Source organism: Moorella sp. E308F, from assembly GCF_006538365.1.
Classification (GTDB): domain Bacteria; phylum Bacillota; class DSM-521; order Neomoorellales; family Neomoorellaceae; genus Neomoorella.
Genome location: NZ_BJKN01000002.1, coordinates 374,055 through 399,108, shown reverse-complemented (window position 1 = coordinate 399,108; position 25,054 = coordinate 374,055). Strand labels below are relative to the sequence as shown.

Annotated in this window: 31 protein-coding genes; 21 read left to right on the top strand and 10 right to left on the bottom strand. The window is 49.9% G+C overall.

Going from position 1 to position 25,054, the window contains the following annotated elements; translation table 11 throughout:
- Positions 1-126 precede the first annotated feature (126 nt).
- Both E308F_RS08355 and tnpA read right to left on the bottom strand, forming a co-directional pair.
- On the bottom strand, positions 127-1,263 hold the full coding sequence (locus E308F_RS08355; RefSeq protein WP_141264489.1) for an RNA-guided endonuclease InsQ/TnpB family protein: 1,137 nt from the start codon (positions 1,261-1,263) through the stop codon (positions 127-129).
- Entirely contained in the window at positions 1,220-1,630 is a 411-nt protein-coding gene (gene tnpA / locus E308F_RS08350; RefSeq protein ID WP_141264488.1) for an IS200/IS605 family transposase, read from the bottom strand. Before tnpA ends, E308F_RS08355 begins: the two co-directional genes overlap by 44 nt.
- 230 nt (positions 1,631-1,860) lie before the next feature.
- On the opposite strand from tnpA, the gene E308F_RS08345 reads away from it, so the two are divergent.
- The 14 genes from E308F_RS08345 to E308F_RS08285 all read left to right on the top strand — a co-directional run bounded on the left by E308F_RS08345 (position 1,861) and on the right by E308F_RS08285 (position 10,407).
- Positions 1,861-2,085: a hypothetical protein gene (locus tag E308F_RS08345; RefSeq protein WP_141264487.1), complete on the top strand. Its 225-nt coding sequence runs from the start codon at positions 1,861-1,863 to the stop codon at positions 2,083-2,085.
- Positions 2,086-2,222: 137 nt separating this feature from the next.
- Positions 2,223-3,098, top strand: coding sequence for a class II glutamine amidotransferase (locus tag E308F_RS08340; protein ID WP_141264486.1), 876 nt, complete (start codon positions 2,223-2,225; stop codon positions 3,096-3,098).
- A 26-nt stretch (positions 3,099-3,124) separates the two neighbouring features.
- Positions 3,125-3,508: a hypothetical protein gene (locus tag E308F_RS08335; protein WP_141264485.1), complete on the top strand. Its 384-nt coding sequence runs from the start codon at positions 3,125-3,127 to the stop codon at positions 3,506-3,508.
- 72 nt (positions 3,509-3,580) lie between these two features.
- Positions 3,581-3,961 (top strand): gamma-glutamylcyclotransferase family protein, encoded by a 381-nt coding sequence (locus E308F_RS08330; protein WP_141264484.1) that lies wholly within the window; start codon positions 3,581-3,583, stop codon positions 3,959-3,961.
- 26 nt (positions 3,962-3,987) lie between these two features.
- Complete coding sequence (locus tag E308F_RS08325) at positions 3,988-4,434, top strand: hypothetical protein (protein WP_141264483.1); 447 nt, start codon at positions 3,988-3,990, stop codon at positions 4,432-4,434.
- 20 nt (positions 4,435-4,454) lie between these two features.
- On the top strand, positions 4,455-4,781 hold the full coding sequence (locus E308F_RS08320; protein ID WP_141264482.1) for a hypothetical protein: 327 nt from the start codon (positions 4,455-4,457) through the stop codon (positions 4,779-4,781).
- A gap of 159 nt (positions 4,782-4,940) precedes the next feature.
- Positions 4,941-5,183: a hypothetical protein gene (locus tag E308F_RS16165; protein ID WP_141305200.1), complete on the top strand. Its 243-nt coding sequence runs from the start codon at positions 4,941-4,943 to the stop codon at positions 5,181-5,183.
- A gap of 109 nt (positions 5,184-5,292) precedes the next feature.
- Positions 5,293-5,577, top strand: a complete 285-nt coding sequence (locus tag E308F_RS08315) for a hypothetical protein (RefSeq protein ID WP_141264481.1) — start codon at positions 5,293-5,295, stop codon at positions 5,575-5,577.
- Between the two features lie 21 nt (positions 5,578-5,598).
- Positions 5,599-6,366 (top strand): nuclease-related domain-containing protein, encoded by a 768-nt coding sequence (locus tag E308F_RS08310; RefSeq protein WP_216363909.1) that lies wholly within the window; start codon positions 5,599-5,601, stop codon positions 6,364-6,366.
- A gap of 88 nt (positions 6,367-6,454) precedes the next feature.
- The gene (locus tag E308F_RS08305; protein WP_253256507.1) at positions 6,455-7,045 is read left to right on the top strand and encodes a hypothetical protein; all 591 of its coding nucleotides are present in this window, start codon (positions 6,455-6,457) and stop codon (positions 7,043-7,045) included.
- A 355-nt stretch (positions 7,046-7,400) separates the two neighbouring features.
- Positions 7,401-7,826 (top strand): type VII toxin-antitoxin system HepT family RNase toxin, encoded by a 426-nt coding sequence (gene hepT, locus E308F_RS08300; RefSeq protein ID WP_172613648.1) that lies wholly within the window; start codon positions 7,401-7,403, stop codon positions 7,824-7,826.
- Between the two features lie 31 nt (positions 7,827-7,857).
- Positions 7,858-8,289, top strand: a complete 432-nt coding sequence (gene mntA, locus E308F_RS08295; protein ID WP_172613649.1) for a type VII toxin-antitoxin system MntA family adenylyltransferase antitoxin — start codon at positions 7,858-7,860, stop codon at positions 8,287-8,289.
- 1 nt (position 8,290) lies between these two features.
- On the top strand, positions 8,291-8,713 hold the full coding sequence (gene hepT, locus E308F_RS08290) for a type VII toxin-antitoxin system HepT family RNase toxin (protein ID WP_141264477.1): 423 nt from the start codon (positions 8,291-8,293) through the stop codon (positions 8,711-8,713).
- A gap of 41 nt (positions 8,714-8,754) precedes the next feature.
- Positions 8,755-10,407, top strand: a complete 1,653-nt coding sequence (locus tag E308F_RS08285; protein WP_216363910.1) for an FAD-dependent oxidoreductase — start codon at positions 8,755-8,757, stop codon at positions 10,405-10,407.
- Positions 10,408-10,531: 124 nt separating this feature from the next.
- On the opposite strand, the gene E308F_RS08280 is transcribed toward E308F_RS08285, so the two are convergent.
- The 3 genes from E308F_RS08280 to E308F_RS16160 form a co-directional block, all read right to left on the bottom strand.
- Positions 10,532-11,230 (bottom strand): hypothetical protein, encoded by a 699-nt coding sequence (locus E308F_RS08280; protein ID WP_141264475.1) that lies wholly within the window; start codon positions 11,228-11,230, stop codon positions 10,532-10,534.
- Entirely contained in the window at positions 11,211-11,348 is a 138-nt protein-coding gene (locus E308F_RS08275; protein WP_141264474.1) for a helix-turn-helix domain-containing protein, read from the bottom strand. Before E308F_RS08275 ends, E308F_RS08280 begins: the two co-directional genes overlap by 20 nt.
- Before the next feature lie 78 nt (positions 11,349-11,426).
- Entirely contained in the window at positions 11,427-11,570 is a 144-nt protein-coding gene (locus E308F_RS16160; RefSeq protein WP_216363911.1) for a hypothetical protein, read from the bottom strand.
- Between the two features lie 15 nt (positions 11,571-11,585).
- Here E308F_RS16160 and E308F_RS16155 point away from each other — a divergent pair, with 15 nt between their 5' ends.
- The gene (locus E308F_RS16155) at positions 11,586-12,206 is read left to right on the top strand and encodes a hypothetical protein (RefSeq protein WP_216363912.1); all 621 of its coding nucleotides are present in this window, start codon (positions 11,586-11,588) and stop codon (positions 12,204-12,206) included.
- 538 nt (positions 12,207-12,744) lie between these two features.
- On the opposite strand, the gene ltrA is transcribed toward E308F_RS16155, so the two are convergent.
- The 5 genes from ltrA to lexA all read right to left on the bottom strand — a co-directional run bounded on the left by ltrA (position 12,745) and on the right by lexA (position 17,873).
- Positions 12,745-14,157 carry a group II intron reverse transcriptase/maturase gene (ltrA, locus tag E308F_RS08265; RefSeq protein ID WP_141264473.1) on the bottom strand — a complete coding sequence of 471 codons (1,413 nt, stop codon included), beginning with the start codon at positions 14,155-14,157 and terminating at the stop codon, positions 12,745-12,747.
- A 473-nt stretch (positions 14,158-14,630) separates the two neighbouring features.
- Positions 14,631-15,590 (bottom strand): Rpn family recombination-promoting nuclease/putative transposase, encoded by a 960-nt coding sequence (locus E308F_RS08260; protein ID WP_141264472.1) that lies wholly within the window; start codon positions 15,588-15,590, stop codon positions 14,631-14,633.
- A gap of 64 nt (positions 15,591-15,654) precedes the next feature.
- Positions 15,655-15,825, bottom strand: a complete 171-nt coding sequence (locus E308F_RS15810) for a hypothetical protein (protein WP_172613650.1) — start codon at positions 15,823-15,825, stop codon at positions 15,655-15,657.
- A 112-nt stretch (positions 15,826-15,937) separates the two neighbouring features.
- Positions 15,938-17,137 (bottom strand): DNA polymerase IV, encoded by a 1,200-nt coding sequence (dinB, locus tag E308F_RS08250; protein WP_141264470.1) that lies wholly within the window; start codon positions 17,135-17,137, stop codon positions 15,938-15,940.
- A gap of 124 nt (positions 17,138-17,261) precedes the next feature.
- On the bottom strand, positions 17,262-17,873 hold the full coding sequence (gene lexA / locus E308F_RS08245; protein ID WP_141264469.1) for a transcriptional repressor LexA: 612 nt from the start codon (positions 17,871-17,873) through the stop codon (positions 17,262-17,264).
- Positions 17,874-18,095: 222 nt separating this feature from the next.
- On the opposite strand from lexA, the gene E308F_RS16515 reads away from it, so the two are divergent.
- The 6 genes from E308F_RS16515 to E308F_RS08215 all read left to right on the top strand — a co-directional run bounded on the left by E308F_RS16515 (position 18,096) and on the right by E308F_RS08215 (position 25,053).
- Positions 18,096-18,953: a thermonuclease family protein gene (locus E308F_RS16515; protein WP_253256508.1), complete on the top strand. Its 858-nt coding sequence runs from the start codon at positions 18,096-18,098 to the stop codon at positions 18,951-18,953.
- A 181-nt stretch (positions 18,954-19,134) separates the two neighbouring features.
- The gene (locus E308F_RS08235) at positions 19,135-19,665 is read left to right on the top strand and encodes an SLATT domain-containing protein (RefSeq protein WP_141264467.1); all 531 of its coding nucleotides are present in this window, start codon (positions 19,135-19,137) and stop codon (positions 19,663-19,665) included.
- Between the two features lie 13 nt (positions 19,666-19,678).
- On the top strand, positions 19,679-20,662 hold the full coding sequence (locus tag E308F_RS08230) for a hypothetical protein (RefSeq protein ID WP_141264466.1): 984 nt from the start codon (positions 19,679-19,681) through the stop codon (positions 20,660-20,662).
- A 326-nt stretch (positions 20,663-20,988) separates the two neighbouring features.
- On the top strand, positions 20,989-21,942 hold the full coding sequence (locus E308F_RS08225) for a thermonuclease family protein (protein WP_141264465.1): 954 nt from the start codon (positions 20,989-20,991) through the stop codon (positions 21,940-21,942).
- A 127-nt stretch (positions 21,943-22,069) separates the two neighbouring features.
- On the top strand, positions 22,070-22,867 hold the full coding sequence (locus E308F_RS08220; RefSeq protein WP_141264464.1) for a hypothetical protein: 798 nt from the start codon (positions 22,070-22,072) through the stop codon (positions 22,865-22,867).
- Positions 22,868-22,893: 26 nt separating this feature from the next.
- A complete protein-coding gene (locus E308F_RS08215; protein ID WP_141264463.1) occupies positions 22,894-25,053 on the top strand; it encodes a DUF3883 domain-containing protein in 2,160 nt (719 codons plus the stop codon).
- Position 25,054: the final 1 nt, after the last annotated feature.

Sequence of the window (25,054 nt, the reverse complement as noted above, 5' to 3'; positions counted from 1 at the left end):
GTGAACTACCCCTCCCTAACCCCTCCGGGTTAGGGAGGGGCTTCGGTAGGGTTTCCTGCTTCATCGTAACCCCAACGGGTCAGCTCCACAGGCGTAACGTCCCGTGGTTCCCACGGTAGGGAAGCATCATGCCGCTTCCAGAGCCAACGCCTTTTTCAGGATATTCCGGGCGGCGTTCACATCTCGGTCGAGTATTAGGCCGCAATAAGGGCAGCAATGAGTCCGCTCGGATAATTCTTTAGGCACATCCATTCCACACCCGCTGCATACCTGAGAAGTGCCGGAGGGGTTCACTTTGACCAGCTTAGTACCAGCCTCTGCCGCTTTGTACTCAAGCATAGCCATGAACTCTCCCCAGCCTGCATCAGAAATGCTCTTGGCTAGGTGATGATTTTTGACCATTCCTTTAATGTTTAGCTTCTCAACAGCAATCAGGCCGTAAGTTTCCACCAGCCTGCGGGATTGCTTGTGCAAAAAGTCCCTTCGTTGGTTACAAACTTTGGCGTGCAGCTTGGCCAGCTTTTGTCTGGCCTTTTTCCGGTTGCGGGAATCTTTCTTCTTGCGGGAAAGGTTGCGTTGGGTATGTTTGAGGCGTTTTTCCATTTTTCTCAGGTACTTGGGATTTTCAATGATACTCCCATCTGAAAGGGCCGCGAACTTTTCCAGACCAGCATCCAGACCTGCGGCAGGTCCGGTATGAGCCTGCGATTGGGCAAGCTCTATTTCTGCGGCAAAAATGGCCCACCATTTGCCGGCGGCATCTCGTTTGACGGTAACAGTCTTGATAGTGCCAGGTATTTCCCGGTGTAACCTTATCTTCACCAGGCCGATTTTTGATAATCTCAGCTTGCCGTCCTGGAAAGAAGCGCCTTTCCCTTCTCCAAACTGGGTGAAGGTGATAGATTTATAACGTCCTCTCCCTTTGAACCGGGGATAGCCCGGCGTTTTCCCGTTCTTGACCCGGCGAAAGAAAGCGGCAAAGGCCTTCTCGACCCTGAACAACACTTCCTGGGCTACTTGAGAGTGTATCTCCCGGAGACGCTCATCCGTCTTCTTGGCCTCTTTGAGCCATACCTGCTGCTCGATCCGGGTAACAGATCTCTTTTCCCGTTCCCAGGCTTCTTTTCGCTGGGCCAAGGCGGTGTTGTATATCCACCGGCAGGTTTCCAGCCAGCGCAACAATAGGGATTCCTGCTCCTTGTTAGGATAAAGCCGGAATTTATAGTTCCTGGTTTCCTTGAGACTGGACGTAGCGTTTGACATCCTCCAGCTTCACCTCTCCTACGGTAGCCAGGAAATAGCTGGGCGACCAGAAATGGCCGCCCCAAAGCTGCTTTTTCACTTCCGGAAACTTCCGGAATATCAGCCGCGCCGAAACAGATTTCAGGGAGTTGATGAATTTTGAAAGCTGTATTTGAGGTTGGGAGGCAAAGAGGATATGGATATGATCCCTGTCTGTCTCCTGTTCGATTATCTGAACGCCGAATTTTTCCGCTACGCTTAGGTTGACCTGCTTGAGAAAACCAGAAATTTCAGGTGTCAATACCTTACGCCTGTATTTGGTACACGCCACATAGTGGAACCGAAGGCTGTAAACGGCATGGCATCCTTTGTCCAATTGATACTTCATGACTTTATTTTACTATAAGAATCGAAATATGGCGAGATTATCTCCCTGCCTTTCATCCCCGCCCTTACGGGCGGGGACTTCCCGGCAGGGAAAGTTAAAACCGGTTAAGAATTTCGGTTTCTTTCTCCTAAAAATTGGAACATGACACCGATAACGACGCTTTACAAGCCAGCGAAGTGATTGTATAATTAAAGAATGAAATAATGAAAAATGGAAGAGAGGCATTTATAATGTTCAAACGCAGCCAGAGAGATACGGAAGACGCAAAGCTTTTACAGTTTTGGACGCCGAGCAGCTATAAAAAATTTCTGCAGATCTTGGCCACAGAGAACGAGACCACGATGGCCAACATCCTCAATACCTATATCAAATGGATGATAGAGACTGGCAACCCCCCTATAGGCTTCGACAAGACCGTACCAGAACCCTTGCGGCCGAAGCCAAAAGACCGTTAAGCAGTTTTTCTATCCCATCCCGCCTACAAAAAGGCGGTTTTTTTTATTAAGTGCTTGACAAAAAAGACGAACCATACTATAATGAAAGCAAGAAAGAATGATAGAATGATTTGATAAATGATTGAGAGGTGGTTCAAATGTGCCAGCTGTTAGGCGTCAGCTTTTCCGAGCCTAAGCCTTTCAATAAACTCTTCGCCGAGTTCCGCAAGAGGGGAGAGAGCAACCCCCACGCCTGGGGGATCGCATACTGGGCGGGCGACGGGCACGGCCCGGCGGTAATCCGCGAGGCCAGAGCCGCCAATGAAAGCCCCCTGGCCGCGGCTTTAGCTTCGACGCCCGTGCCGGCAACCGTGGTCATCGGCCACGTCCGCCTGGGCACCACCAGCGGCAAATGGTCGCTTAAAAGCACGGCCAACGCCCACCCGTTCCTCTTCCGCGTGGGCGAGACCGATTGGGCGGGGGCCCACAACGGCTACATAAGGAAAGCCGCCCCGGTCTTGCGGCGGCCGGAAGGGACGACCGATTCTGAAGCCTTCTTCTGCGCCGTGGCCGACGAATTGGAGATCAGCAAGGTCAAATTGACCGAAGAAAAGATGGACGTCATCTGCCGCGTGGCGGGGAAATACAAGGACAGCGGCAAGCTGAATTTCCTCCTTGCCGACGGCGAAAACCTGTTCTTTTCCGCGAACCACCCGGCGGCCGTCGGCGGGCTGTATTTCCGGGAAGTCAAACGCTCCGACCAGAGGGCGTTAATCGTTGCCACCCGGCCGCTCTACACGGAAGAAGGCTGGGAAGAAGCCGAACCGGGGTGGCTGTACGTGGCGAGAGAAGGGAGGGTGGTGAAGAAGCGGCGTATCGTCCCCGCGTTCACCGGGAAAACGCAATTGACGATGTTTGCCCGTGAGGAAGGGCCGCGGGTTGCCACGTCCCTGGAAGGGAAACGCCGTTACCGCTCGTACATCGATTACTGGGAAGAGCAGGTTGCCAAAAAGAAAGCGGCAAATTGTCGGTAAAATTTTAAAAGAAAGGGGAATCATTTATGAATCTCCAGGAAGCCGTAAGGCAAGTCAACGAAGCGTCGAACAGCGAGCTGGGTTTCCTCCGCGACCGCGCGAAGGGCGACGTAAGGAATCTTATCGGAAGGGAAATTATCTTCGAGGACGTCGCGGTGGTGACGAGCAAGTTCTATAATAACGAAAACGTCCTTTTCACCATTCGCGGCGACAACAGGCACTATTACCGCCTCTCCTCCGGGCCGGTAGTGGAAGCTGTGAAGAAATTGATGGAGGGCCTCACCAACGACGGAAAAGATTGGGACGCGTTGGCGGTGACGATCAGCGAGGTCCGGTCTAAGCAGGGCCGGAGGTACTACATGCTGACGGCCCGGATCCTGGAAGATGCCGACGAGCAGATCGCTCTTTAGTTTAATTTAAGGGCGGGGGCGTTAGAAAGCCGCTCGCCCTTTAAAGTTTGAATAAGGCGGTGTCGCATATCTATGCCGAAGCAAGAAAAAAACCCCATTTTCGTCTACGGCACTCTAATGAGCATCCACAGCAACCGCATGCAGCGCCTCGGCGGCGACGGGCCGTACCTCGGCGTTTTGCGCGGCTACGCCATGTACCAGGTAACGCCCGAGTTTCCGGGCATCGTTCCTGAGCCCGGCGGGAAAGTGATGGGCGAAGTGTTCTATGTTCCCCGACAAGCGTTTGCAAACCTGGACCGCTACGAGGGCGTGCCCGACCTCTACCGCCGGGAGGAAGCCGAAGTGGAGATGGCTGGGGGCGGCACGGTGCGGGCGTGGGTGTACGTCTGGAACGGCAAGCCGGAGGGCTGGAAAATACCTTTCAGCGAGCAGCCCTGGCGGCCAAAAGATTAAACTTCTGAAAAGGAAGGATGTTTATCATGCCTTCAAGTTACAAAGATCGCTTCCCGAACATCGACCGCCGCACCGTCGAGGCCACCCGCCGCCTCATCGCCGCCCGGCCCTGGCGCGGCAACCCCGGCCGGGGCGGCCGCGCCGAGTTCGAGGCGGCCTACAGAGCGTGCCGGGCGTGGCTGGAAGAGGCGAGCGCGGTCTACGGGCTGCGGGTGCCCGCTTTAAAGATGGGAACGCTGCTGGCGGCGAGGAGCGGTTTTGGATGCTACGTCCCGGACGATAACGCCATCCATCTCCCTAAGTTTTCCGTTACTACCCTGGCCCACGAATTCAGGCACGCCTGGCAGACCCAAAAACGACGGCATCAGGGGAGTGAAGAAGATGCCCGCGGGTGGTCGGTGAGCTTGATTTACCTGGCCGACCCCGCCTTTTACCGGAGGGCGGCGGAGCGGGGGTTGTTGTTTTACTGGTAGGAAGGAAGAGAAAAGCCGTCATGCAAGAAATCTTAACTTTATTTGATCTTGCCATAAATGCCATCCGGAAGAAAAAAGAAATATTTGCCAGGTTGGAGCAAGAACCGGAACTTATTCTTACCAGGCTGTTCGATCCTTCATTGCTTCACCCGTATTATGAATTCCCATTTCGTGCCGTAGAGCATTCTGAAGAATTCGGTTTGCAACGAATGTATTATCACCAGATGCAAGAACGACTGGCTGGTATAATTGCCCGTTACCTCGGCGATTTGGATTCTGAAGTGGAAATTTCTCTTAAAAACAAAAACTATTATCCTTCGTCTTGCATAATATGCTTCCAGGATTAACCAATAATAGAATTTGACTTTTATCGCCACACTTTTAAAGATTTACGGTAGGAGTATGCCGGAAATTTAGAACGAAATTTTGAATACGCTACGAAAACGGCAAGAGAAACCCGGGAAGAATTTGCCAAATGGAGCAAATGGTCTTCCGACCCAGCGTCGATGCTTGACGGCGGCGGATGGCGGGAAAAGTTGTTTTTCCTGTTTCACCGTAAACGGATCATTGCGGGGGCACGCTCCAAGGCCGAAGCGGCCCGTGCCCGCCTAATATTGGACGAAGAAAGGGCCGCCAAAGCTGGGGACAAATTGCGAAAGTACAGGGAAGTCCGGCCGGAATTGGATCATAAATACCATTTTTGGGAAAACTATTTTGTGGGGAAATTAGGGTACAGCAAATTAAAATAGGGTTCCAAAAGTTTCGCGGCAAAGGGCGCCGTTTCGCTTTATAGAATGATTTATTCTTGCCAGACCGTGCCTTTGTAAGTTATGCTAAATAAGGAAAGGGGAGTTAAAAATGGGCGATTGGAAGATGCTGGATACCGGCGGGCATGTATACGTCAGCATAAAAGACATGGTTTTAAAAGGCGATAAAGGAAAAAGGGCCGTCGGCGTGACCGCCGACGCGGTTTGCGTTTACGGCAAGCCCTACGATGACGAATGGAATTTTTTTGAGGACGAAGACAGAAGCTGGCCCTTAGAAACGCCAGAGCAAATAGCAGATTTCGTCGAGAGTTCTAAAGACATTTTTACCGAGGAACAGCAGGAGGACATATTGAAACAGAGGGATAGTTATTATTAAAAAATAAAAGGAGAATCAATGGTGCCCTTTCAAATAGGTAAAGCTGGAGCAGGGACAAGGGAAATAGCCAGAAAGAGGGCCTTGCGGATTTGTTTGGCTCTCCTGGCTCTTATCGTAATTAGTAGTGTCTTAACGTTGACAGGAAATAAACTTCTGCACCTTAATACGTGGGTTACTTCCTTATTAGGATATTTAACAATTGGAATGGGAATAGGCTTTCTGATTTCCGTTATCAAAGTTTCGACCGGGAAAGACGGGAAAGACATCGAGACTGCCATCACGCGGGCAGTTAAAGGGGCTAAAGCCGAAGAAAAGATTTCAGAAATCCTCGATGGGCTGCCGAAGAAATTTGCCGTCTTCAACGACTTTCCCTGTCCTATGGGAAATATAGACCACATCGTTGTGGGCCCTACGGGAGTCTTTGTCATCGAAACAAAAAGCCACACAGGCGAAATAACCATATCTCCGGAAGGAAAATTGCTACGAGATGGGAAACCTCTGGAAAAGGATTTTCTAAAACAAGTACTTGGTCAATGCTTCTGGCTTAAAGAAAAGATGTCCGGGCGAGGCATAAAAGTACCCTACATAAATGCGGTTGTTGTATTCACACGGGCATTCGTAAAGGTGTACCAGCCTGTTAAGGGGGTTCGAGTCGTAAACAAGAAATGGCTGCTTAATTATTTAACCGAACCCAAAAACAATCTCAATGAAGACGAACGTCACCAGGTTTTCTGGCACCTTCTCGCAATAAAATCCACGGAAAGCGGTGCTTTTCATAACGGGCAGTGAAGATTTTTTAACGACGAAGATGGATCAGTTTTTTAGGTTAATTGGAATACTAAAAAACGTTTCCCGAATTATGCCGTAAAGTCCCTGTTTGGCTATTATTTGGAAAAAACTTATTAACAAAGAGCATACAGAAAGGAGTGGGGCTTTGTTCCCTGAAAAGTGGCTTCTAGCAAAGGCCAATATCCACAAAGAACTATCAAACCTTGAAAAACTAGAGAAAGAATTGGTGCGATATAACCTATTCCCGAAGATTCAAACGGATTCCCTTGGGGGCTTCAGCCTTAGCGACGAGACCTCCCAGCGGCTAATAGGTTCCATCCTGCACGACTATTATACGGGCATAGAAAAAATCTTTAGGATTGTAGCGAAAGACATCGATTGCTCCATCCCTGAAGACGATCTATGGGATAGAGAATTACTCGATCAAATGACCCTTGAGGTGCCCGGCGTCCGTCCGGCGCTACTCTCTGCCGCAACGGCGCGGAAGCTGGAAGCGCTGCGGGACTTCAGGCAGGATTTTCGCGACCTTTATGATTTTAAACGGGCACCGGATAAAATAATGGCTCTCCTGAAAGAACTTCCGGGGCTGGCTACCGATTTTAAACAGGATCTCAAGAATTTTATCGTAAAAATGCGGCAGATTCTCGGACTTAACGAACCGTCGAATTCTGCGACTTAATTTTACCCACGCCTTAATTTTACCCATGCAATTTGTACATCTACTCTTTCCGGCAATACAACCCGCAAGCCTGGCTCCCCTGCCGGGCATTCTGCACGGCCCTATCTAAAATTTCCTTCCCGGCCAGCCAGATAAAATCCCGTGTCTGAAGTTGCCCAGGCACCCGGCGTTCCCCGGTAAAATAAATATCCAGGAACGCCGTGTCTTACGGGAAGGCATATCTTATATACCTAAAATTGACAGGCCAGGCTTGATTTCGAAACCGTGGCCAGGCGCGAATACCTGGATACCCAGCCCTTACGGGCCTTCTACCGGCGCCAGTTTATAGTTAAAATCAAGAAGGAGGAAGCCGGCCGTGAATTTAGAACGGGTTTTGAGGCGCCTCAAGAAGCTCGAAGAATATGTGAATTTCTTAAAGGAATATCAAAACGTGAGCCTTGATGAATTCCTGCATAACCATCAAATTTATTCCACGGTAGAAAGGGACATGGAGCTGGCCATTGTCTGCATCATAGATATAGGCAATTATATTATCAGCGCCATGGATTTACCCGAACCGGAAACCTATGCCGACATACCTTTAATTCTTGGTGCTGAAGGGATTATCCCGCAGGATCTAGCCCGGAAGCTGGCTGAGACAGTACGCTTTCGTAACATCCTTGTCTATGAATACATGGACATTGACCGCCGCCTGGTGTATAAACACTTACAAACTGGCCTGGACGACCTGGTAGAATTTATTTATGGCATTGGTAAATTTTTAGGAATACGGGAGTTATAGAAAGGTGCAAATTTTGTTCTCCCCAAAATATTTGCCAGCCGAAACGCGCCTGGATAAAGCAATAGCTGATGCTCTAACCGGGTATCTCAATCGCTGCCAGGATGTGGTGGCGGCGTACCTTTTTGGTTCTTACGCCCGAGGGACCAGCCGGGAGCGCAGTGATATCGACGTGGCCGTGTTATTTGCCGGCAGTGAAGAGAAATTGCAGCGTTTTGACCGCCGGCTGGAAATAATTATCGATCTGGAAAGGGTAACGGGAAAAAAGGTAGATGTCATTGACATTCAGGCGGCACCTTTACTGCTGCAACACCAGATCTTAAAGGACGGAATTTTACTGGTCGATAAAGATCCCCGTTACAGGGTGGCGTTTGAAGTTTGGTCCAGGCGCACTTATTTTGATCTGCAACCCCTTCTTCAGAGACGACATAAAAAAATTATCGCTAAAATCCTGGAGAGTGGCTGATATGGTTGATATCGAAGTTATAAGACACCGCCTGGCTTTGTTAAGTGAATATATAGCTGACCTGGAGGCAGAAAAGGAAATCGGCTTAAAAGACTTCCTGGCTGATAAACGGCTGCGCCGGTATGCTGAACGGACTTTACATCTGGCTATAGAAAGCTGCATAGATATTGCCAGCCACATTATTTCCGATGAGGGATTAAGGGAGCCACGGGATAATAAAGATATTTTTGCTGTTTTAGGTGAAGCCGGCTACCTGCCCGAGGAACTGGCTAAAAAACTTATGAAGATGGCCCAATTTCGTAACATTATTGTCCATGATTATACTCAACTTGATGCTGAGGTCATCTGGGGCATATTAAAACGCGATCTTGGTGATTTGCATCATTTTATGTTAACTATAAAAGAACGACTGGGAATTGGCTGATGGGGAAACGGTTACTGTTATTTTTTATCGTTTTCTGTTTTATGTTAAGTCTCTCCGGCACGGGGATCCGGCCGGAGGGCTGGCCCCTAGCGGCGCCTGCGGTCCGGGCGGATATCGTCGTTTACGGCGGCGGCCTGGCCGGCTGCGCGGCGGCCTGGAAGGCAGCGGCAACGGCACCGGATAGAACGGTGGTCCTAGTGGTTCCCTACCCCGAGCACGAGTACGGCGGCCTGGCTACGGTGGGCGGCCAGAACTTCTGGGACGTGCGTTACTGGGCGCGGGACGGGCGGCTGGCCCAGGGGGGGTCTTTTGCCCACTGGTTTAAAGCGGTGGGACCTTTTTACCGTACGGCAGATCTTTCGGCGCAGATTGCTGCTGACCTGGGGAGACTGCCCAATCTTCATACTTACTGGGCTATGGATATAACTGCCATCCAGAAGGACCGGCGCGGGCGGCTCAAGACCTTGGCCCTGCGGGAGCTGCAGAGGGATGCCGCCGGGACGGTAATCTGGGGTGAAGAGCGCCTAATACTTGCCGCGACCATCTTTGTCGACGCTTCGGAAGACGGGCGGCTCAGTCGCCTGAGCCATGCCGGGGTGACGGTGGGCCGCGCCGACTGGCCGGCGGATTTGCTGGCTGGGGATTTTATCGACCTTACTCTGCGACCACGCCAGCAGGCTGCTACCCTCATGTTCAAGGTGCGCGGGGTGCAGCCCGGCCGTTACCGGGATATGATTTTCCGCCAGGAGCGAGGGGTATGGTCTGCCTACGGCGGCAGGGAAGTTTACATAAACGACACGGTGGTTACCGCCTTTAACGACAGGTACGGCCCGGCGGGCTTTGCTTTAAAGCCCCTCAATGCCGTCCAGGACGGACCGGGGAACCCGGAGTGGTGGGTCAATGCCCTCCTCATCTTTAACGTCGACGGCCGGGCGAATGCCCGCGACCGCGGGCACGATGCTTATCCGGGGGATATGGCGCCGGAAGCCCTGGACACGGACACGGCCTGGCAGCGGGCGCGGGAGATGCTGGCGAATCCTGATTTCATCCGGGCACTGCGCCGCTTCGATGGCTTCCATGAGGCGGAAGTGGTGCTGGATGCGGATGGGAAACCCTTTGCCGGCGGGATGCTGTACCTGCGGGAAACGATTCATACGGTAGTCGAACCCCGGGAAGCGGGACCGGGAACGGAGGACAGCAACTACGCCCTGACCGCGGCGGCTGCACACGGCGCCGGGCCAGGTCCGGCGGAAGGCAACGACCTTGGCAATTATGTAAACCGTATCGGCCTGGGCTTTTACTGGCAGGATATCAATGCCTATCATTTCAGCGACCTTAAGGGGGGCGACGGTCGCTACCGCTGGCCGGTGACGCCTTTCTTACGGCCTGATTATCCCCGGACCATGCCGGGACCGGGCGGGTGGCCGCAGAACCCGGTCTATATCCCCTTTAACACCCTCCTCAGCCGCCCGGTGCCCAATTTGCTCATCCCCGGCTATGCGGCCAGCATCTCCTCCCTGGCCTGGGCTGAGCTGCGGGTCTTGCCCAATCAATGTGTCCTGGGGGATGCCGCCGGGGTGGCGGCGGCATACGCCGTGATGAAAGGTCGCGATCCCGGTACCTTCACCGATGCCGACGTGGCGGCCGTCCGGGAGATACTGGTGCAGTGCTTTGGTGTCCGGGTGGATAAGTAATTTTAAGTTCCGGTACAAAACAAGCCTGGTTCATAAATAACAAAAATGGAAGTCTGTGCCACCCTTGTTGACCGCAGAAAGCAGCTTTACGAAAGAGCTTTAGCGATACTCTTTACGATGCTTTCTAAGATAACTCCTTAACTATAAAATCTTTATAAGCTGGAAAATGCTTTATCAGGTGATCCATAAACTTTTCCTTATTATCGACTAATTCCTTAAATTGTTTTGCGTTTAATCCCATTTGACGAGTACATTGATCCCCTACTGTGCTTATTGATTTTAAGTCTCTCTGCTGCGCAATAATAGTTAAGGCTTTAGAATAGGTCTTACCGCTCCACATTAATTTAGCAACCTCTAGATTTGAAGAAAGTTTCATTGGGATTTTGTTTAATGGGATTGGATTAAAGCTCCCTTTAACATACATCTCCACTTCTTCTCGATTCTTAAAGTCGCCAAAGAAAGGTTCTGGTACAATAGTACATTTAGCAGCTAATGCATAATAAACTGGCCATACTGCTGGTAAATCATTTTTGTTAAAGTCAACATCCCCTAGTTGTGTCAATGCGTCATTGTACCATACGAAATAACCCTGTCCTCCAACATCATCAAGCTTCATGAGGTGATAACAAAACTCCATTTCTGCATATTTACCACTAGGTCCTTCGATGTAAAATGTGGTTCCTAATGTTTGTTCTGAAACTTTGTCCTTGTTTTTGGCTTCAGCCTCGCTCAATACAAACTCCAAAAACATCTTAACCATAAGGGTTTCTTTTTCAGGCAAGGCCTCCACCAGCCGGTATAACTCATCCTTGGAGACACTCAATGTTTGATACCCCCTCTTTGACTGTTCGCCTCTCCTCAATAAACTGTTCCAGATCTTCCTGGGCGATGCGGTAGCGGTTGCCTATCTTGGCCGCTGGCAGCTCGCCAATTTCAATCACACCTGCCGTGGCTCCTCCTGAACATGCGCGCCCCGGAGCAAGGTCTTCCCTCGCCGGCCGCGAGAACGGCGGCGTAAGCTATAGCGACCTCCTATACTGCTCGGGCAGGGCTTTATGCACGATAATCGCTATAACCCCTCCCGCCAGTGCCGTAAGCAATTGGGGGACCTGGAAAGCCTGCGCCAGCTTGGGAGGTAAGACCAGGATGAATTTCAGCGCCATACGAAGACCCCATACTTGCATACTGCGGCAGCAACGACGCCGACCCACGGGTTAAACCTTGCCAGCAGGCTGAAGACTATCACCAGCGTAGCGTTGGCCGCCATTATGAACGGCGTTACGGGCTGGGCGAGCGGGGGCACGATGCCCCGCATGAGGGCGATCCACGGCGTCAGGGCGCCTATGACGACACCGCCCCCCATGCCTACGGTTAAAGTCGCCAGGAACAGCATCGCATTTACCAGCGGGCCTGTCACCGGCTGTGGGAGCCCGACCATCTGGACTGCGACCGTCAGGGCCAGCAGCAGGGCGGTCGTAGTCAGAAACCTGGTATTTCGCCACATGACTTACCTCGCCTCCTCAGGTTTTTCCGGCTGCGTTCCTTTTTCCGCCAAACGCCTGCAGCAGCGTTTACACTTCATCCCTCATGTACCGCTTCTGCCCCGTGGGCAGGCGGACAGGGATCAGGAAGCCCTCCTGCTACCAATTCCAAAAAATGCGCTTGGTAATACGGAAGATGCCGGTTACCGCGCGGGTCAGCAGGAGTTCGTCGTGGTCAATGGTCACGGTTCATCCCTCCTGCAGTGCTTTTATTCTACAGGTTTCTGCCTTTTTCCTACCTGGGGAGGAAAATTTTGAGCGTAAAACCGAAGGCAACCCCTCAAGGCAATGTGCCTTGCCTTGATGCATGTCCCCTTCATGCGCCGGAGATGTCTCTGATAACGTTGGGCTAAGACGGGGAAAAACGCTCAAGACCACGCGGAAGGTCCGGCAGGAACTGCTTTCCACTGCAGGGCGACGGCGGCAAAATGTCTTGTCCTATAATACTTGATAAATATTTCACATTCTTACCTTTAACAGCGGTGGAATAAAAATCTAAAGAAAAAATGGGTTAAACGCATATTTTCTTAAGGCAGCCCCTGTCGTTTGGCGCAAGCGGCCGATTTTTGCCGAAGGTAAAAAAATATTTCCCGGGCATAGATGACCCTTCAGAAAGCCAGCAAGCGGCTTTAAAAAGGGTTATACAGGGTTGATATTTCCTGGAATACTCCTGGGAAAACGAGGGCAAAATTGCCGGCAAGGGGCGGCACGGCTCCGGCAAGTTATATCGAGTAGGAGGGGGCGGCTAGCCCCCGTCCCCTCACACCACCGGACATGCGGGTCCGCATCCGGCGGTTCACCAAGCTTGACGAAGACTGAGATAGCGTTCGGTTAAGCTCATGAGGCCCTGGGACTGCCAGTAGGTATTGCCCAGGGCTCTATTCATTGGCCCATGGGCCATCCGCCATGGCCCTTTGCGAGCGTTGGCGTATTCATGTACTACCCATTCTGGTAAACCCAGTGCGCGTAGTTCGCGATACCTGGTCCGTACTCGCTTCCACTGCTTCCAGAGGCACATGCGCAGCCTCCTCCGCATCCAGCCTTCTATGTTCTTAAAAGTGCTGGGCGTGTCGGCCAGGGCGAAGTATCCTATCCATCCGCCCAAATAGGCGTTCAGGTGCTCTATGCGCTCGGCCATGCTTACGGGTTTATTCCGGGCAGTTATCTCCCGGATTTTCGTTTTCACCCGGTCGATAGTTTGCGGTGCTAAGCGGATAAGGATTTGCCCTGCTCTGGCTTTATACATGCTAAACCCCAGGAATTTCAGTTTCCACGGCCGGTCTACCGCACTCTTTTCCTCGTTTATCTTGAGCTTCAACCGTTCCTGCAGGAACTTACGGATACTTGCCATGACCCTTTCTCCCGCCCGTTTGCTTTTGACGTAAATATTGCAGTCATCGGCGTAACGGACGAATTTGTGGCCCCTCTTTTCCAGTTCTTTGTCCAGGTCGTCTAGTAGAATGTTGGCTAATAACGGGCTTATTGGTCCACCCTGGGGCGTTCCTTCTACCGTCTCCATGACCACTCCATTTACCATGACGCCTGCGGTAAGATAGCGGCGGATAAGGGTAAGTACCCTCTTGTCCGTTACTTTCCGGGCCACCCGGGCCATGAGGGTGTCATGGTTTACCCGGTCGAAATATTTCTCGATGTCCAGGTCTACCGCCCATTCGTATCCTTCTTCTACGTACTGACGTGCCTTCTTTACCGCGTCGTGGGCTCTCCTTCCGGGTCGGAACCCGAAACTGCTTTCTGAAAACTGCGGCTCGAAGATTGGCGTCAATACCTGCAGGAGTGCCTGCTGGATCAGGCGGTCCATTACGGTGGGTATCCCTAACATCCGTTTGCCTCCCCCGGGTTTCGGGATTTCGACCCGGCGCACGGGCTTTGGTCTGTAGGTTCCCGCGAGCAGTTCTTCCCGGATACGCGGCCATTCGGCGCGGATTTGGTCCCGAAGCCGTTCGGTCGGGATGCCATCCACGCCGGGTGCGCCTCCGTTCCGCTCTACCCGCTTTAGGGCGGCCAGCATGTTTTGCCTTTCCACCACCTGTTCCATCAGGCCGCTACCTTGGCCTCCGCGAGGTGACGTCCCGCTTTGTGCCGGAGAAGAACTCGGCCCTCCCGCGGTCCCCTGTGGCTTCACCACTTCCTCCCGCGGGCAGGCCCCTTCCGGGGGTTTCTGCTGTCTTCGCCCTTCTCGCGAACGCATCGGTCTCACCTCTGACTTGATGTTCGGGCCTTCCCCTGGAGTTCATGACCCCCAGGGTACTATGCCTTCTGCTGACTCCTGCCGGTTCAGCCGTGCCTTTCGACACGGGTTGCCAGCTTTTCCTGGCTTATCCGGCAGGCCTCCCCGGGTAAGAGCGTTAACCTTCGCCCCGCGCCCGCCCCATATACTCTACCATCCCTTGGCAGCCTGGGATTTCGCTGTGTTTCGCCAGCTCATCCAGATGGTCTAGCCTCCTATGGGGTTCTTGTTCATCGGGCCGTGGCTTTGCCTCCGGCTTCCTTCAGATCCCACCTCGCGATGGGCACCCTTGCCTTTGGCTAGCAGACTCGTGCTGCCTCGCCTGCAGTGGACTTTCACCACTAAGTTAACGCCCATGCCGGGCGCACAATAACAAGGCCCGCCCCGGTGGATGAGGCGGGCCTTTTCCTGAATTTACGGCCAGCAAAAAATCACTACTCCAGCTGTTTCTTCAGCGTGGCGATTTCCTCTGGAGAAAGCTCTGTCGCCTGGGCAATCTTATCTAATTCAATGCCCAACCGCAACAAATTTTTAGCAACTTCCATCTTACCTTTCATCTCGCCTTTCAATAAAGCCTGCCGCTGCATCTCTTCCAGGGTTAATTCCAGGTTATAAATCATCTGTTCCACCTCCCAGGGATTGCTTGCGTCCAGGATACCGTCGATTTTTGCGCTAAAATCTCCTGGTATTCTCGGCTTGACGACGTTCTTCAGCCAGGTCGTAAAATGGCGAAACTCGTCAGGCGTGAGCCGTCTTAAGACCCCAGCCAGTTTCTGCAACCGTCCAACAAGCTCTTCAGGGCGCATCCTCTGGTCTAGGAGAAAGACGCTGGCGATTAGATTGGCCGCCCTGATAAGCTCTTCTTCGCTGTAACGGTTGACGTCAAAGAGAAGATAGCGGAAGTCCAGGAGATGCCCGCTGAAATCCCGGTAACTGTCCAGCATTTCTTTGAAGGAAAGCGCCGCAGTCCAGGATCCGGCCCCGTTGTAGAGCACCGCCGGGATGATGGGCGGCAGGCGGAAATGCTTGCTCTCCCGCTCGTGCTGCGGGGTATTGTTGTAGATTTCCCGCCAGATCTCGACCATATAGAGCAAAAGGCGGAAAGGTATCAGGTAATCTACCGTTGACTGCAGCTCCAGCAGGACGTAAAAGATGACGTTTTTATCTTTCGTCTTAAGTCTGTAGACGATATCGGCTTCTTTCTCGCTGAAGTCCTGGAGGACATAGGATTTGTTCACCAGGATGAGGTCGTCTGAGTCAATGGCCTCCACCCATTCTTCCCGGACGAAGGTCTTCAGCAGCTCCAGGAACACCCTTTTGTCGGCCAGGAGCTGCCGGTAACCCTTGTCGTGGGGGTGATGGGGAGGCCGGGGCTGCCCTGCGTTTTCCGGCAAGAGATCACCTTCTTCTGGATACTATTATACCATGTTTTTGTGGCAAAAAGATGGCGAAGAACCGCTAAATCTTTGGGCAGTAGAAGCCGCAGGCCTGCCTTACCGGCCGGACTTTTTCCACAGCCTTGACCAGGATTTCCTTCCCGGCCAGCCCGATAAAGTCTCCAGCCCGCAATTGGGCTGGCACCCGACGTTCCCCGGAAAGATAGAGGTCCAGGGTGGCCAAACACGCCAACCGTGTCTCTTCCCGGCCTATGACTGGGACACAAAAGCGACAGCCCTGGCAAGTGGCCATTGCCCGATCCCTAATCCCGGGCAATATTAAACGATGACCCTCATAGAAAGCGTTATCCCCGCCCATAGAGGACACCTGCCCCCGTCAGGGATGCCGCCCGGTAGATAATCCTTTCCCCATAGCGATTTTTCAACCTATCGCATACCCGGTCCAGGCGGGCCTGTTTTTCCACCCGGCCGAAAAGGTCTTCCTGGCGTGTCGCTGACGGTACCAGCCTGGCCAGGCTCACTCCCACCAGCCGCACCGGCCGCCCGGGTGGCCAGTGGCGGCGGAGGAGCTGCCGGGCCGCCGCGTAAATATCGGCAGCCGTATCGGTGTAATAGGGCAGGGTGTAAGACCGACCCAGCCAGTTAAACTCGGCGTCTTTAAGGCTTATACTCACCGTGCGGCCCAGGTAATTTCCCAAGCGGGCCCGCCGGGCCACCAGCTCGGAAAGCTCCAGTAAAACCACCTCAATATCTTCGTAACTGTAGTAATCCCGGGGAAGTGTGATCTGGTGGCCGACGGATTTAACCCTGTCCAGGGAATGAGGGTCCACCGGGCTGTAGTCGATGCCGTTGGCGCACTGGTGTAAAACCTGCCCCACGACACCGAAACGCCTGACCAGTACCTCGACGGGAAAACGGGCCAGATCGCCGATGGTATGGATGCCGAGCTTGGCCAGATGGGCCTCCATGCGGAGGCCGACGCCGAAAAGCTCCTTCACCGGCAGGGGCCACATCTTTTTAGGAACGTCCGGGTAATCAAGGACCGTCAGGCCGTCGGGCTTCTGCATCTCGGCCGCCATCTTGGCCAATAGCTTTGTAGGCCCCAGACCGACGCTGGTGGTGATGCCCACCTCGGTTTTAATCCTTTCTTTCAGCTGTCGCGCGATTGTCAAAGGTGAGCCGAAAAGATTTTCACAACCGCTAACGTCCAGCCAGGCTTCATCGATGGAGAAGGGCTCCACCAGGGGAGTAAAATCCCGCATGATGCGTAAAATGCGGGTGGAAAACTCGATGTACAGGTCGTGGTGGGGAGGGATGAAAATGCCGTCCGGGCAAAGGCATTTCGCTTCCCGGACGGTCATTCCGGTTTTGATGCCGTAACCCCTTTTGGCCTCATAGCTGGCCGCCAGGACGATCCCGTGGCGGGTGCTTTCCAGGCCGGCGACGATGACCGGGCGCCCGCGTAAAGCCGGGTCCAGGGCCTGGTGGACGGAGGCGAAGAAGCTGTTGGCGTCGCAGAGGAGGATGGTGCAGGAGGAAGACACTTAAGCTCACCGCCGGAACAAATGTTTGGATTTATTATAACTCTGGCGGTGAAGAGAAAGCAAGAGGGAAAAGAACAGATGTACGATGATTTTGCGGCAGGGGATAGAAAAATCACCCTGCCGGTTAATTACTGCGCCTCAAAAGTCCGATTACTTTACCCATAATGGTCACTTCCCGGGCTTTTATGGGCTGCATCCGGCTGTTGGCCGGTACCAGTTCAACATGGTCGTCGTAACGGTAGAAGTATTTGACGGTAGCTTCTTCGCCAAGCAGGGCGACGACGATATCGCCGTTTTCAGCCGTATCCTGCGGCCGGACGATGATGTAGTCGCCGTCCAGGATACCGGCTTCAATCATGCTGTCGCCCTGGACGCGGAGTATAAAGACTTCTTCCTTGCCAGTTATCTGAGAAGGGAGGGGAAAAGTATCTTCGATATTCTCCACGGCAAGTATGGGCTGGCCGGCAGCGATTTTGCCCACCAGGGGAGCATAAACGACGTCTCCGCCTGTCTTTGGAGCGCGCTCGACTAGTTCAATAGCGCGGGAACGGGTAGGGTCCCGGCGGATGTAGCCTTTTTTCTCCAGACGACTTAAATGGCCGTGGACTGTGGAAGTAGAGTTTAATCCAACTGCCTTGCAGATGTCCCGGACAGTAGGCGGGTAGCCATGGGTATTAGTGAATTGGCGGATATATTGCAGGATCATTTCTTGTTTTGGGGTTAAACCTTCGGGCATGGAAACCCCTCCTGGAGAATAACTTTACTTTATTTTACCATAACCCCTATTGCAGAACAAGTGTTTGCAGTCAATCTTTTTGGTAAAGATAGCAGGATTTCCCGTAGAAAAAAAGAAATAAGAAATTAAGCTTAAGGTAATAGAAAGAAAATAATAGTCACCCAATCTAACAGAAACAGGAATAATACCATTGAAACCATGCTATATAATGGGGTTGAGAATGTGATTTACGGTCATAGGTACGCGCGTACCGGTATCATTGCATTGGTTTTTGCGCTTTTCCTGATCCTTACTGGCTGCAGCAGCGGTTCTGAAGGCGGGGCAGTAAAGCAGCAGGCTTCAGGTATTCCGGCCGGGTCTACTGGCTCGCAGCGGGCGGTATCAGTGGCAGATGAAAATACCGGGCGGCAAGATCCCCCTGCGGCTGGAGATGCGGTAAAGGTAATAACGGCCACAGTTACTTCGGTTGCCGATGGCGACACCATGCATGTAAAAATAAACAGCCGGGAAGAAAAAGTAAGATTGATCGGGGTTAACACCCCTGAGATTTCGCACCAGGATTTGGGGATTAAAGAGGAGCCTTACGGTAAAGAAGCGGCGGCCTACACCCAGAAGCGGCTGGCCGGCAGGCAGGTTTACCTGGAGCTGGACGTAGGCGAGCGAGATAAGTACGGGCGGCTGCTGGCCTACGTGTGGCTGGAAAAGCCGGCAAACGGCAGCGAGGCTGAAGTCCGGGCCAAAATGTACAACGCCGAGCTGCTTTTAAACGGCTACGCGCAGGTGATGACCGTTCCACCCAACGTCAAGTATGCCGACCTGTTTATAAAACTCCAGCAGGAGGCCCGGCAGGCGGGCAAGGGCCTCTGGGGTGCGACCGTAACCGCTCCCGCTCCCATACCAGCCCCCGGTGACAAAAGTAGCAGCGCGGCGAAATACATTGGTAACTCGAGCTCGAAAAAGTTCCACCTTCCTAGCTGTCAGTGGGCGAAGGAGATTAGTCCCAGGAACAGGGTGGAGTTCACCTCACGTCAGGAAGCTATTAGCGCCGGCTACCAGCCCTGCAAAGTGTGCAGGCCATGAAAGAGTAGAATGAACTGTAGAATAATGTCACTTGATAAAGTAATATTCAGGTAGTAGATTTAGTTAAGTCAACGATCCTCTTGGCAATAATGTTGCAAGTGAGTATATCCTGTGGTGGGTTACAAAAACCAGTTGCTTAAGATATCGTTTGATATATAAGGCCAAAGAGAAGTGGTAGTTCGTGATCGACGCCCCCTATACCCTAAAGAAAGTAAAAGAACTTCGGGTTGACGCACTGTTTGGCAAAAAGAAGCACTATAACGCTGCTGATCGAATAGCGAAATATAATTTTACATTTAGTGTATTTACTATCCTGATTAACCTCTTTTTAGGATCAATTTTATTTGCATATTTAAGCATTTCGCTTCCCATAGCCATGCAATGGGCTGGCGCCTTCCTATCCCTAATCGCTGCTTTCCTTAGCTTATTACAAACACTTTGCAATTACCCAAAGGTCATCGAGGGACATCGCTCCATTGCTTCACGTTATCTCGAAATTGCAAATGAATGCAGTCGCCTTGAGGCTTATGTGTTGGACGGGGAGATGGATCTAAACGCATTGCGAGAAAAATTGGAGCGTCTCGCCAAAGTTTATGACCAAGTAGTAAAGGATGCAGAAGCCTTCCCAACGAACGACAATGATTATAAAAAGGCCAAAAAGGGATTTAATGAAGGTGAAGAAGAGTACACCCATGAGGAACTTAATAGTTAGGAGGAATAAAACTATGGGCGATGTTTCAAAGGCAATTGCTGATTTTATCGCAGATGAAATCAAATTGAGCCAGTCAGATATTAGTTCGGCAGTAGCAAGTAGAGAATGGTTCCTGGACCGTATCAAGAATGAGATCGCCAGGCGTATTGACGAACCGGTGCTTTATGAACCTGAGCCGTTTGTCCGATTTGGCAGCTATTTTAAAAGAACCAAGGTTGCCACTGTAGATGAGTTTGATATCCTGGTGGTACTTGATTGTAATACCGGGCATTTTGTTAGCGGTGGGGTGGAAATAGGAAAAGGCCTCGGCTCAGTGTCACCCAACCCAAGATACTATGACAAATATAAGAAATCAGATGGGTCAGGAGTAAGTCCTGCCAAGATGCTCAACTGGCTCAAGGGTGTTATTCAAACAGTTGTTAGCAGCTTCGGGGGAGAAGCCCCAGAGCGTAATGGGCAAGCGGTTACGGCAATAATCAAGAGTAAAAACCTCAAAATAGACTTGGTGCCGGCCGGTATTTTTCAAAGCTCCAATGGTAGGATTTTTTACGATATTCCTAAAGGAGATGCTAATAACAGTTGGATTTTAACTGCTCCCAGAGAAGATATTGATCTTCTTAATTCTGTAGCAAAGAATAAAGAGTATTTTCGCGACGTAATCCGTTTATACAAGTATATCCGTACGGCCTACAACTTCAAAGTTTCCTCGTTCGCTATTGAGACTGCCATCGTCCAGTATGGCATGTCAAATTACTGGTTCTCATCATTGGCCTTGAATGTTTATGAAACTTTGTCTCATCTGGCTTCGGCGTTTCGCTCCGGTGTTATTAATGACCCTCTTGATTTTGTCAATAATAACTTAATTGACGGAATTGAAAGCCTCGACTGGTATGCTGATCGTATAGATAAAATCGTAACAGATCTAAAAGCCCTTGAGAAAGAGCCTGACCAAAAAAAGGTGCGTCAACAAGTTGATAGGATATTTAAGAACACATAGTGCCGCTAAGGTTAATGGATTTTATGGCAACCGCGTCCCCAGAGCTTGGGTTGAAGTTAAAGAGGTGGACCCTACCAAGCATGGGAAATAGCCACACTGTTAGCACCCTTCAGGGTGCTTTTGTTTTGGCGTGATGGCACATATCTGAAAAGGGCGGGCGGAAAAAGGAATACACAGGGAGTGGGCAGAGCAGGTATTTTTGGAGAATGGAAGGAAAAACGAAAACAAAACGCGAATAACAATAGTAACCCTTATCAAACCTTATGACGCAATGCTGATGTCGTCATAATAATGAAACCCAGAACCGACAGCGGGAAGGGGCCAACATGACGCAAAACAGAAGAGGCTTCATCAACGCAAATCCCAAGTGGATCAGACCGGCGGTTACGGCGGCGCTTTTCCTCCTTGTGGCACTGCTGGCAGGAGCGGCGCTGGCCGGCTGCGGTGCCGGTCCCGAATCCAGCTCTTCCCTCGTCCCCCCGCAGACGGCCCTTGAAGCATCGTCTGTGGCGCCACCGCAAGTAGCCTTAAAAGAAACATTAAAGAGGACAGAGAAAATTAATGACACCCAAAATGACACCATTAACCAGACGGGGCAAAATAAATCGGCCCCTGCAGAAGTATATGAGCAGACGGCGCCTCCCGGGTCGGTTAAAGTCACACCAGCCGTTGTGACCATAGTGGTCGACGGCGACACCGTTTATGCCAGTTTAAACGGCCGTGAGGAAAAGGTCAGGTTTATCGGCGTCGATACTCCCGAGAGCACACGCGAGGTGGAGCCTTACGGCAAAGAGGCCTCTGCCTACACCCAGCAGCGTTTGGCCGGAAGGCAGGTCTACCTGGAGCTTGATGTGGGCGAGCGCGATAAGTACGGGCGGCTCCTGGCCTACGTATGGCTGGAGAAACCGGTAAACGACAGCGAAGCTGAAGTCCGGGCCAAGATGTACAACGCCGAGCTGCTTTTAAACGGCTACGCGCAGGTGATGACTGTACCACCCAACGTTAAGTATGCCGATCTTTTTGTCAAGCTCCAAAGGGAAGCCCGGGAGGCGGGCAAGGGCCTCTGGGGTGCGGCCGTAACTGCGTCCGCTCTTTCACCAGCCTCTGGCGGTAAAAGCGGTAGCGCGGCGAAATACATAGGCAACTCAAGCTCCAAGAAATTCCACTATCCCGACTGCAAGTGGGCAAAGGAGATAAGCCCGAAAAATCGCGTAGAGTTTAACAGTAGAGAAGATGCTATAAAGGCCGGCTACCAGCCATGTAAAGTATGCCGGCCGTGAAGGTATAAATGCTTATAACATTATAACATAAGACTTTTAACTGTAAACCTTTTTACCAGATGGAATATAGTTAATAAGCTTTCCGCAATTAAAAATGTAATGTAGATTAATACTAGGGGGAAGGCGAATGACATCATCACAAAGTATAATCCCTGTAAGTGGGGATATCGACATCTTAGAAGCAATAAGGAGAAGGAAGTATTATGAGAGCAAGATAAAATTAGAGACAGATGAGTTTAGGATTATCTTCAAACCCAAAGCATTTGAACCTATAGGTAAAAAAATTGAACTGACCAATGAAACAATGATCGCGGATAGCGAATATTATTCTCTTACTTTAGCCATAAAGCATTTTAACCCAACTCCTATAGAACGTTCTATTTACACCAAAATATTTCGATTAGTAGACAAAGACGGTTATATACACCCGGCTGCTTCACAGTACGTATGGACAATTCCCGATAAAGATGGGGATTACGTAGGCCATGTAAAACCTATAAGTCCTAACATCGAATTGTTGGGACGTATTTGGTATGACTTACCTAAAGATGCCGCTCCTTTTAAAATAAGGTTAAAAACCCAATTTTTAAAAGCAAATACCGAAAAAAGGGTAAAGCTACCTATAGAAAGATTTGAACAATTAGAACAAAGATATGGAATTTATTTGAGAGGTGTTAGCGCCTATTACGATTTGGTAAATGAGCGTTTTATGGTATATTCTGAAGTAATTGCTTTAAACGGCTCAAGTATTCAACAAGATTTAGAACTGAAATTTGTAGCTTACACAGAAGAAGATGATATACTATATACCTATACTTTTAATATAAGAGAAGATGATTTTGACGGCATAAAAATTTTAGACGGGACAGAATATTATGCGCCTATAAGACCGGCTAAAGTAAGAGTTTTCCCCATCGGGAAATAAAATTGCACAAGGGTGGTTGATGGCAGATGGATAAATTAGTAGAACATATACAAGAACAATTTATTAAGGAGGCCCGAAATTCGCCATTATTACTGATTGATTTAGCAAATATGGAAACTTATATGGCGGAAAGTTATAAAGCTCGTTCTTTTATAGAACTTCTACAAAACGCTGATGATGCTAAGGCTAGACGGTTTATAGTAATGGAAGCTCAAGATATTTTAATCATAGGAAATGACGGGAGATATTTTACAGAAGAGGATGTTTGGGCAATATGTCGTAGTGGAGCTTCCGGAAAACGAAGAGGCGGAGATACCATAGGCTATCGAGGAATAGGATTCAAATCGGTAGTTAATCTTGCTAGAAGGGTACATGTTTTAAGTGGAGAACTTAAAATGACATTCTGCCGTGAATTATCACAACGAGCTTTAGGTTTAAATATAAATGTGCCCCTTATCCGGATACCACACCATTATAACCCTTACAATAAAAGCAGCCAATTGGAAGGAAATTTAGAGGAACTTTGGGAAGAAGGTTATATTACCTTATTTATATTTGAAGGTATCAATACCCAGGCTTTAAATATAGAACTGGAAAACTTTGACCCCACCTCACTTTTGTTTTTAAAGAACATAAAACAAGTTGAATTTAAAACAGAGCTATCAAAACTTATTAGCATCAAACGTAAAAGAGATAACGACATAGAAATTGCAGAGTTGTCAACAGATGAGGGGAAACAGAGATGGGTTATTGTCAGGAACAGCCATCCGGTAGAAGCTGTAGCTTTTCAGTTAGGACCGGAAAATACATTAATAAAAGCAACGCCTGAAACTAGTGTAGCTCATGCTTTTACACCAACTAAAGAGCCTGTTGGTATCGCTTGTAAAGTAAATGGTGATTTTAGTACGGATCCGTCCCGGACCAAAATAGATTGCGATGAATTCACTAGAAAAGCATGCCAAAATTGTACCGATATTCTCGTAAACTTACTTAAAAACGTTTTAAGTAAAAAATTGCAGCACGATTTTTGGCGAACCCTTTTTGAGGTCATTGAGATCCATTTTGATCCATTAGAACGGTATTTAAAACGCTCTGAGTTTAGAAATCTATTTCTTACCACGTTAATTGAAAAACTGAAGGCCACATCATGGATACCTACTTCTGACGGTTTATATTGTAAACCTACCCAAATAAAAACAAAACCGGACTGGCTGAACTTGGATGATTACGAAGGACTTGTTAGCGCTTCTCCCTTTTATCCGGTAAACAAGGTTTGGGAAACAGGTTTACCAGGTATAACCGGCTTTATAACTAACTGCGGAGCCACTGAATTAGATATGTCAGAGGTTTTGACGCTGTGCGTTTCTTATACTTTATCATCAGAAGGAGCCGCCCAAGTAATAGCTGAATGCATAAAAAGGTATCGCTTTGGTATACCATCTGAAATAAAAAATCTTTTAAGCCACGCTAAGTTGTTTGAATGTGATGATGGACAATTGCATTCAGTTAATGAATTGCAAAAAAATAAAAAGGAAATAGCAGAAAAATGGATAAATATGGTTCAAAATTTAATCCCGAGTACAGGAGATTTAATATGGTTTCTTAATCAAATAGGTTTGAGTAAATACTCAACGATAACCTTTAAAAATAAGGCGCAGGATAATATAATCCCTACGGCTGAAATTTGTCATTCACCTAATTCTATACAGTTATCATCAGACCAAACTCCCTTAAAAAAGTCATGGACACAATATTTGGAACAGATTTCCAATAAAGGCCCTATACCAGAAACAGAATCAGTAATAACAAAATGGAGATCAGCAGAGTTAAATCTAGCAGCTTTATTTAACTCAATCGATGGTATTGAGGCTATAGATGTAAGTAAAAGCAATATTGGATATGACTTAGAGGTTAGAAACCCTGATGGGACAGTGGAATACATAGAGGTCAAATGTGTTGAAGAAATTGGACTTCCTTTTTCATTGACCAATAATGAATATTCTATGGCCAGTAAATATGGCGAGAACTATATATTAGCTCTGGTAAAACCATATGAAAAGAGTTTTGCTGTATGTTTTATTAAAGATCCCGTCAACCAGCTTAATTTTGAAAGGCGCTGTATGAGATGGGAATGGGTTTGTGATAAATATCCTATTTCCATAAAACAATTTCCATACGGCGAGTAAC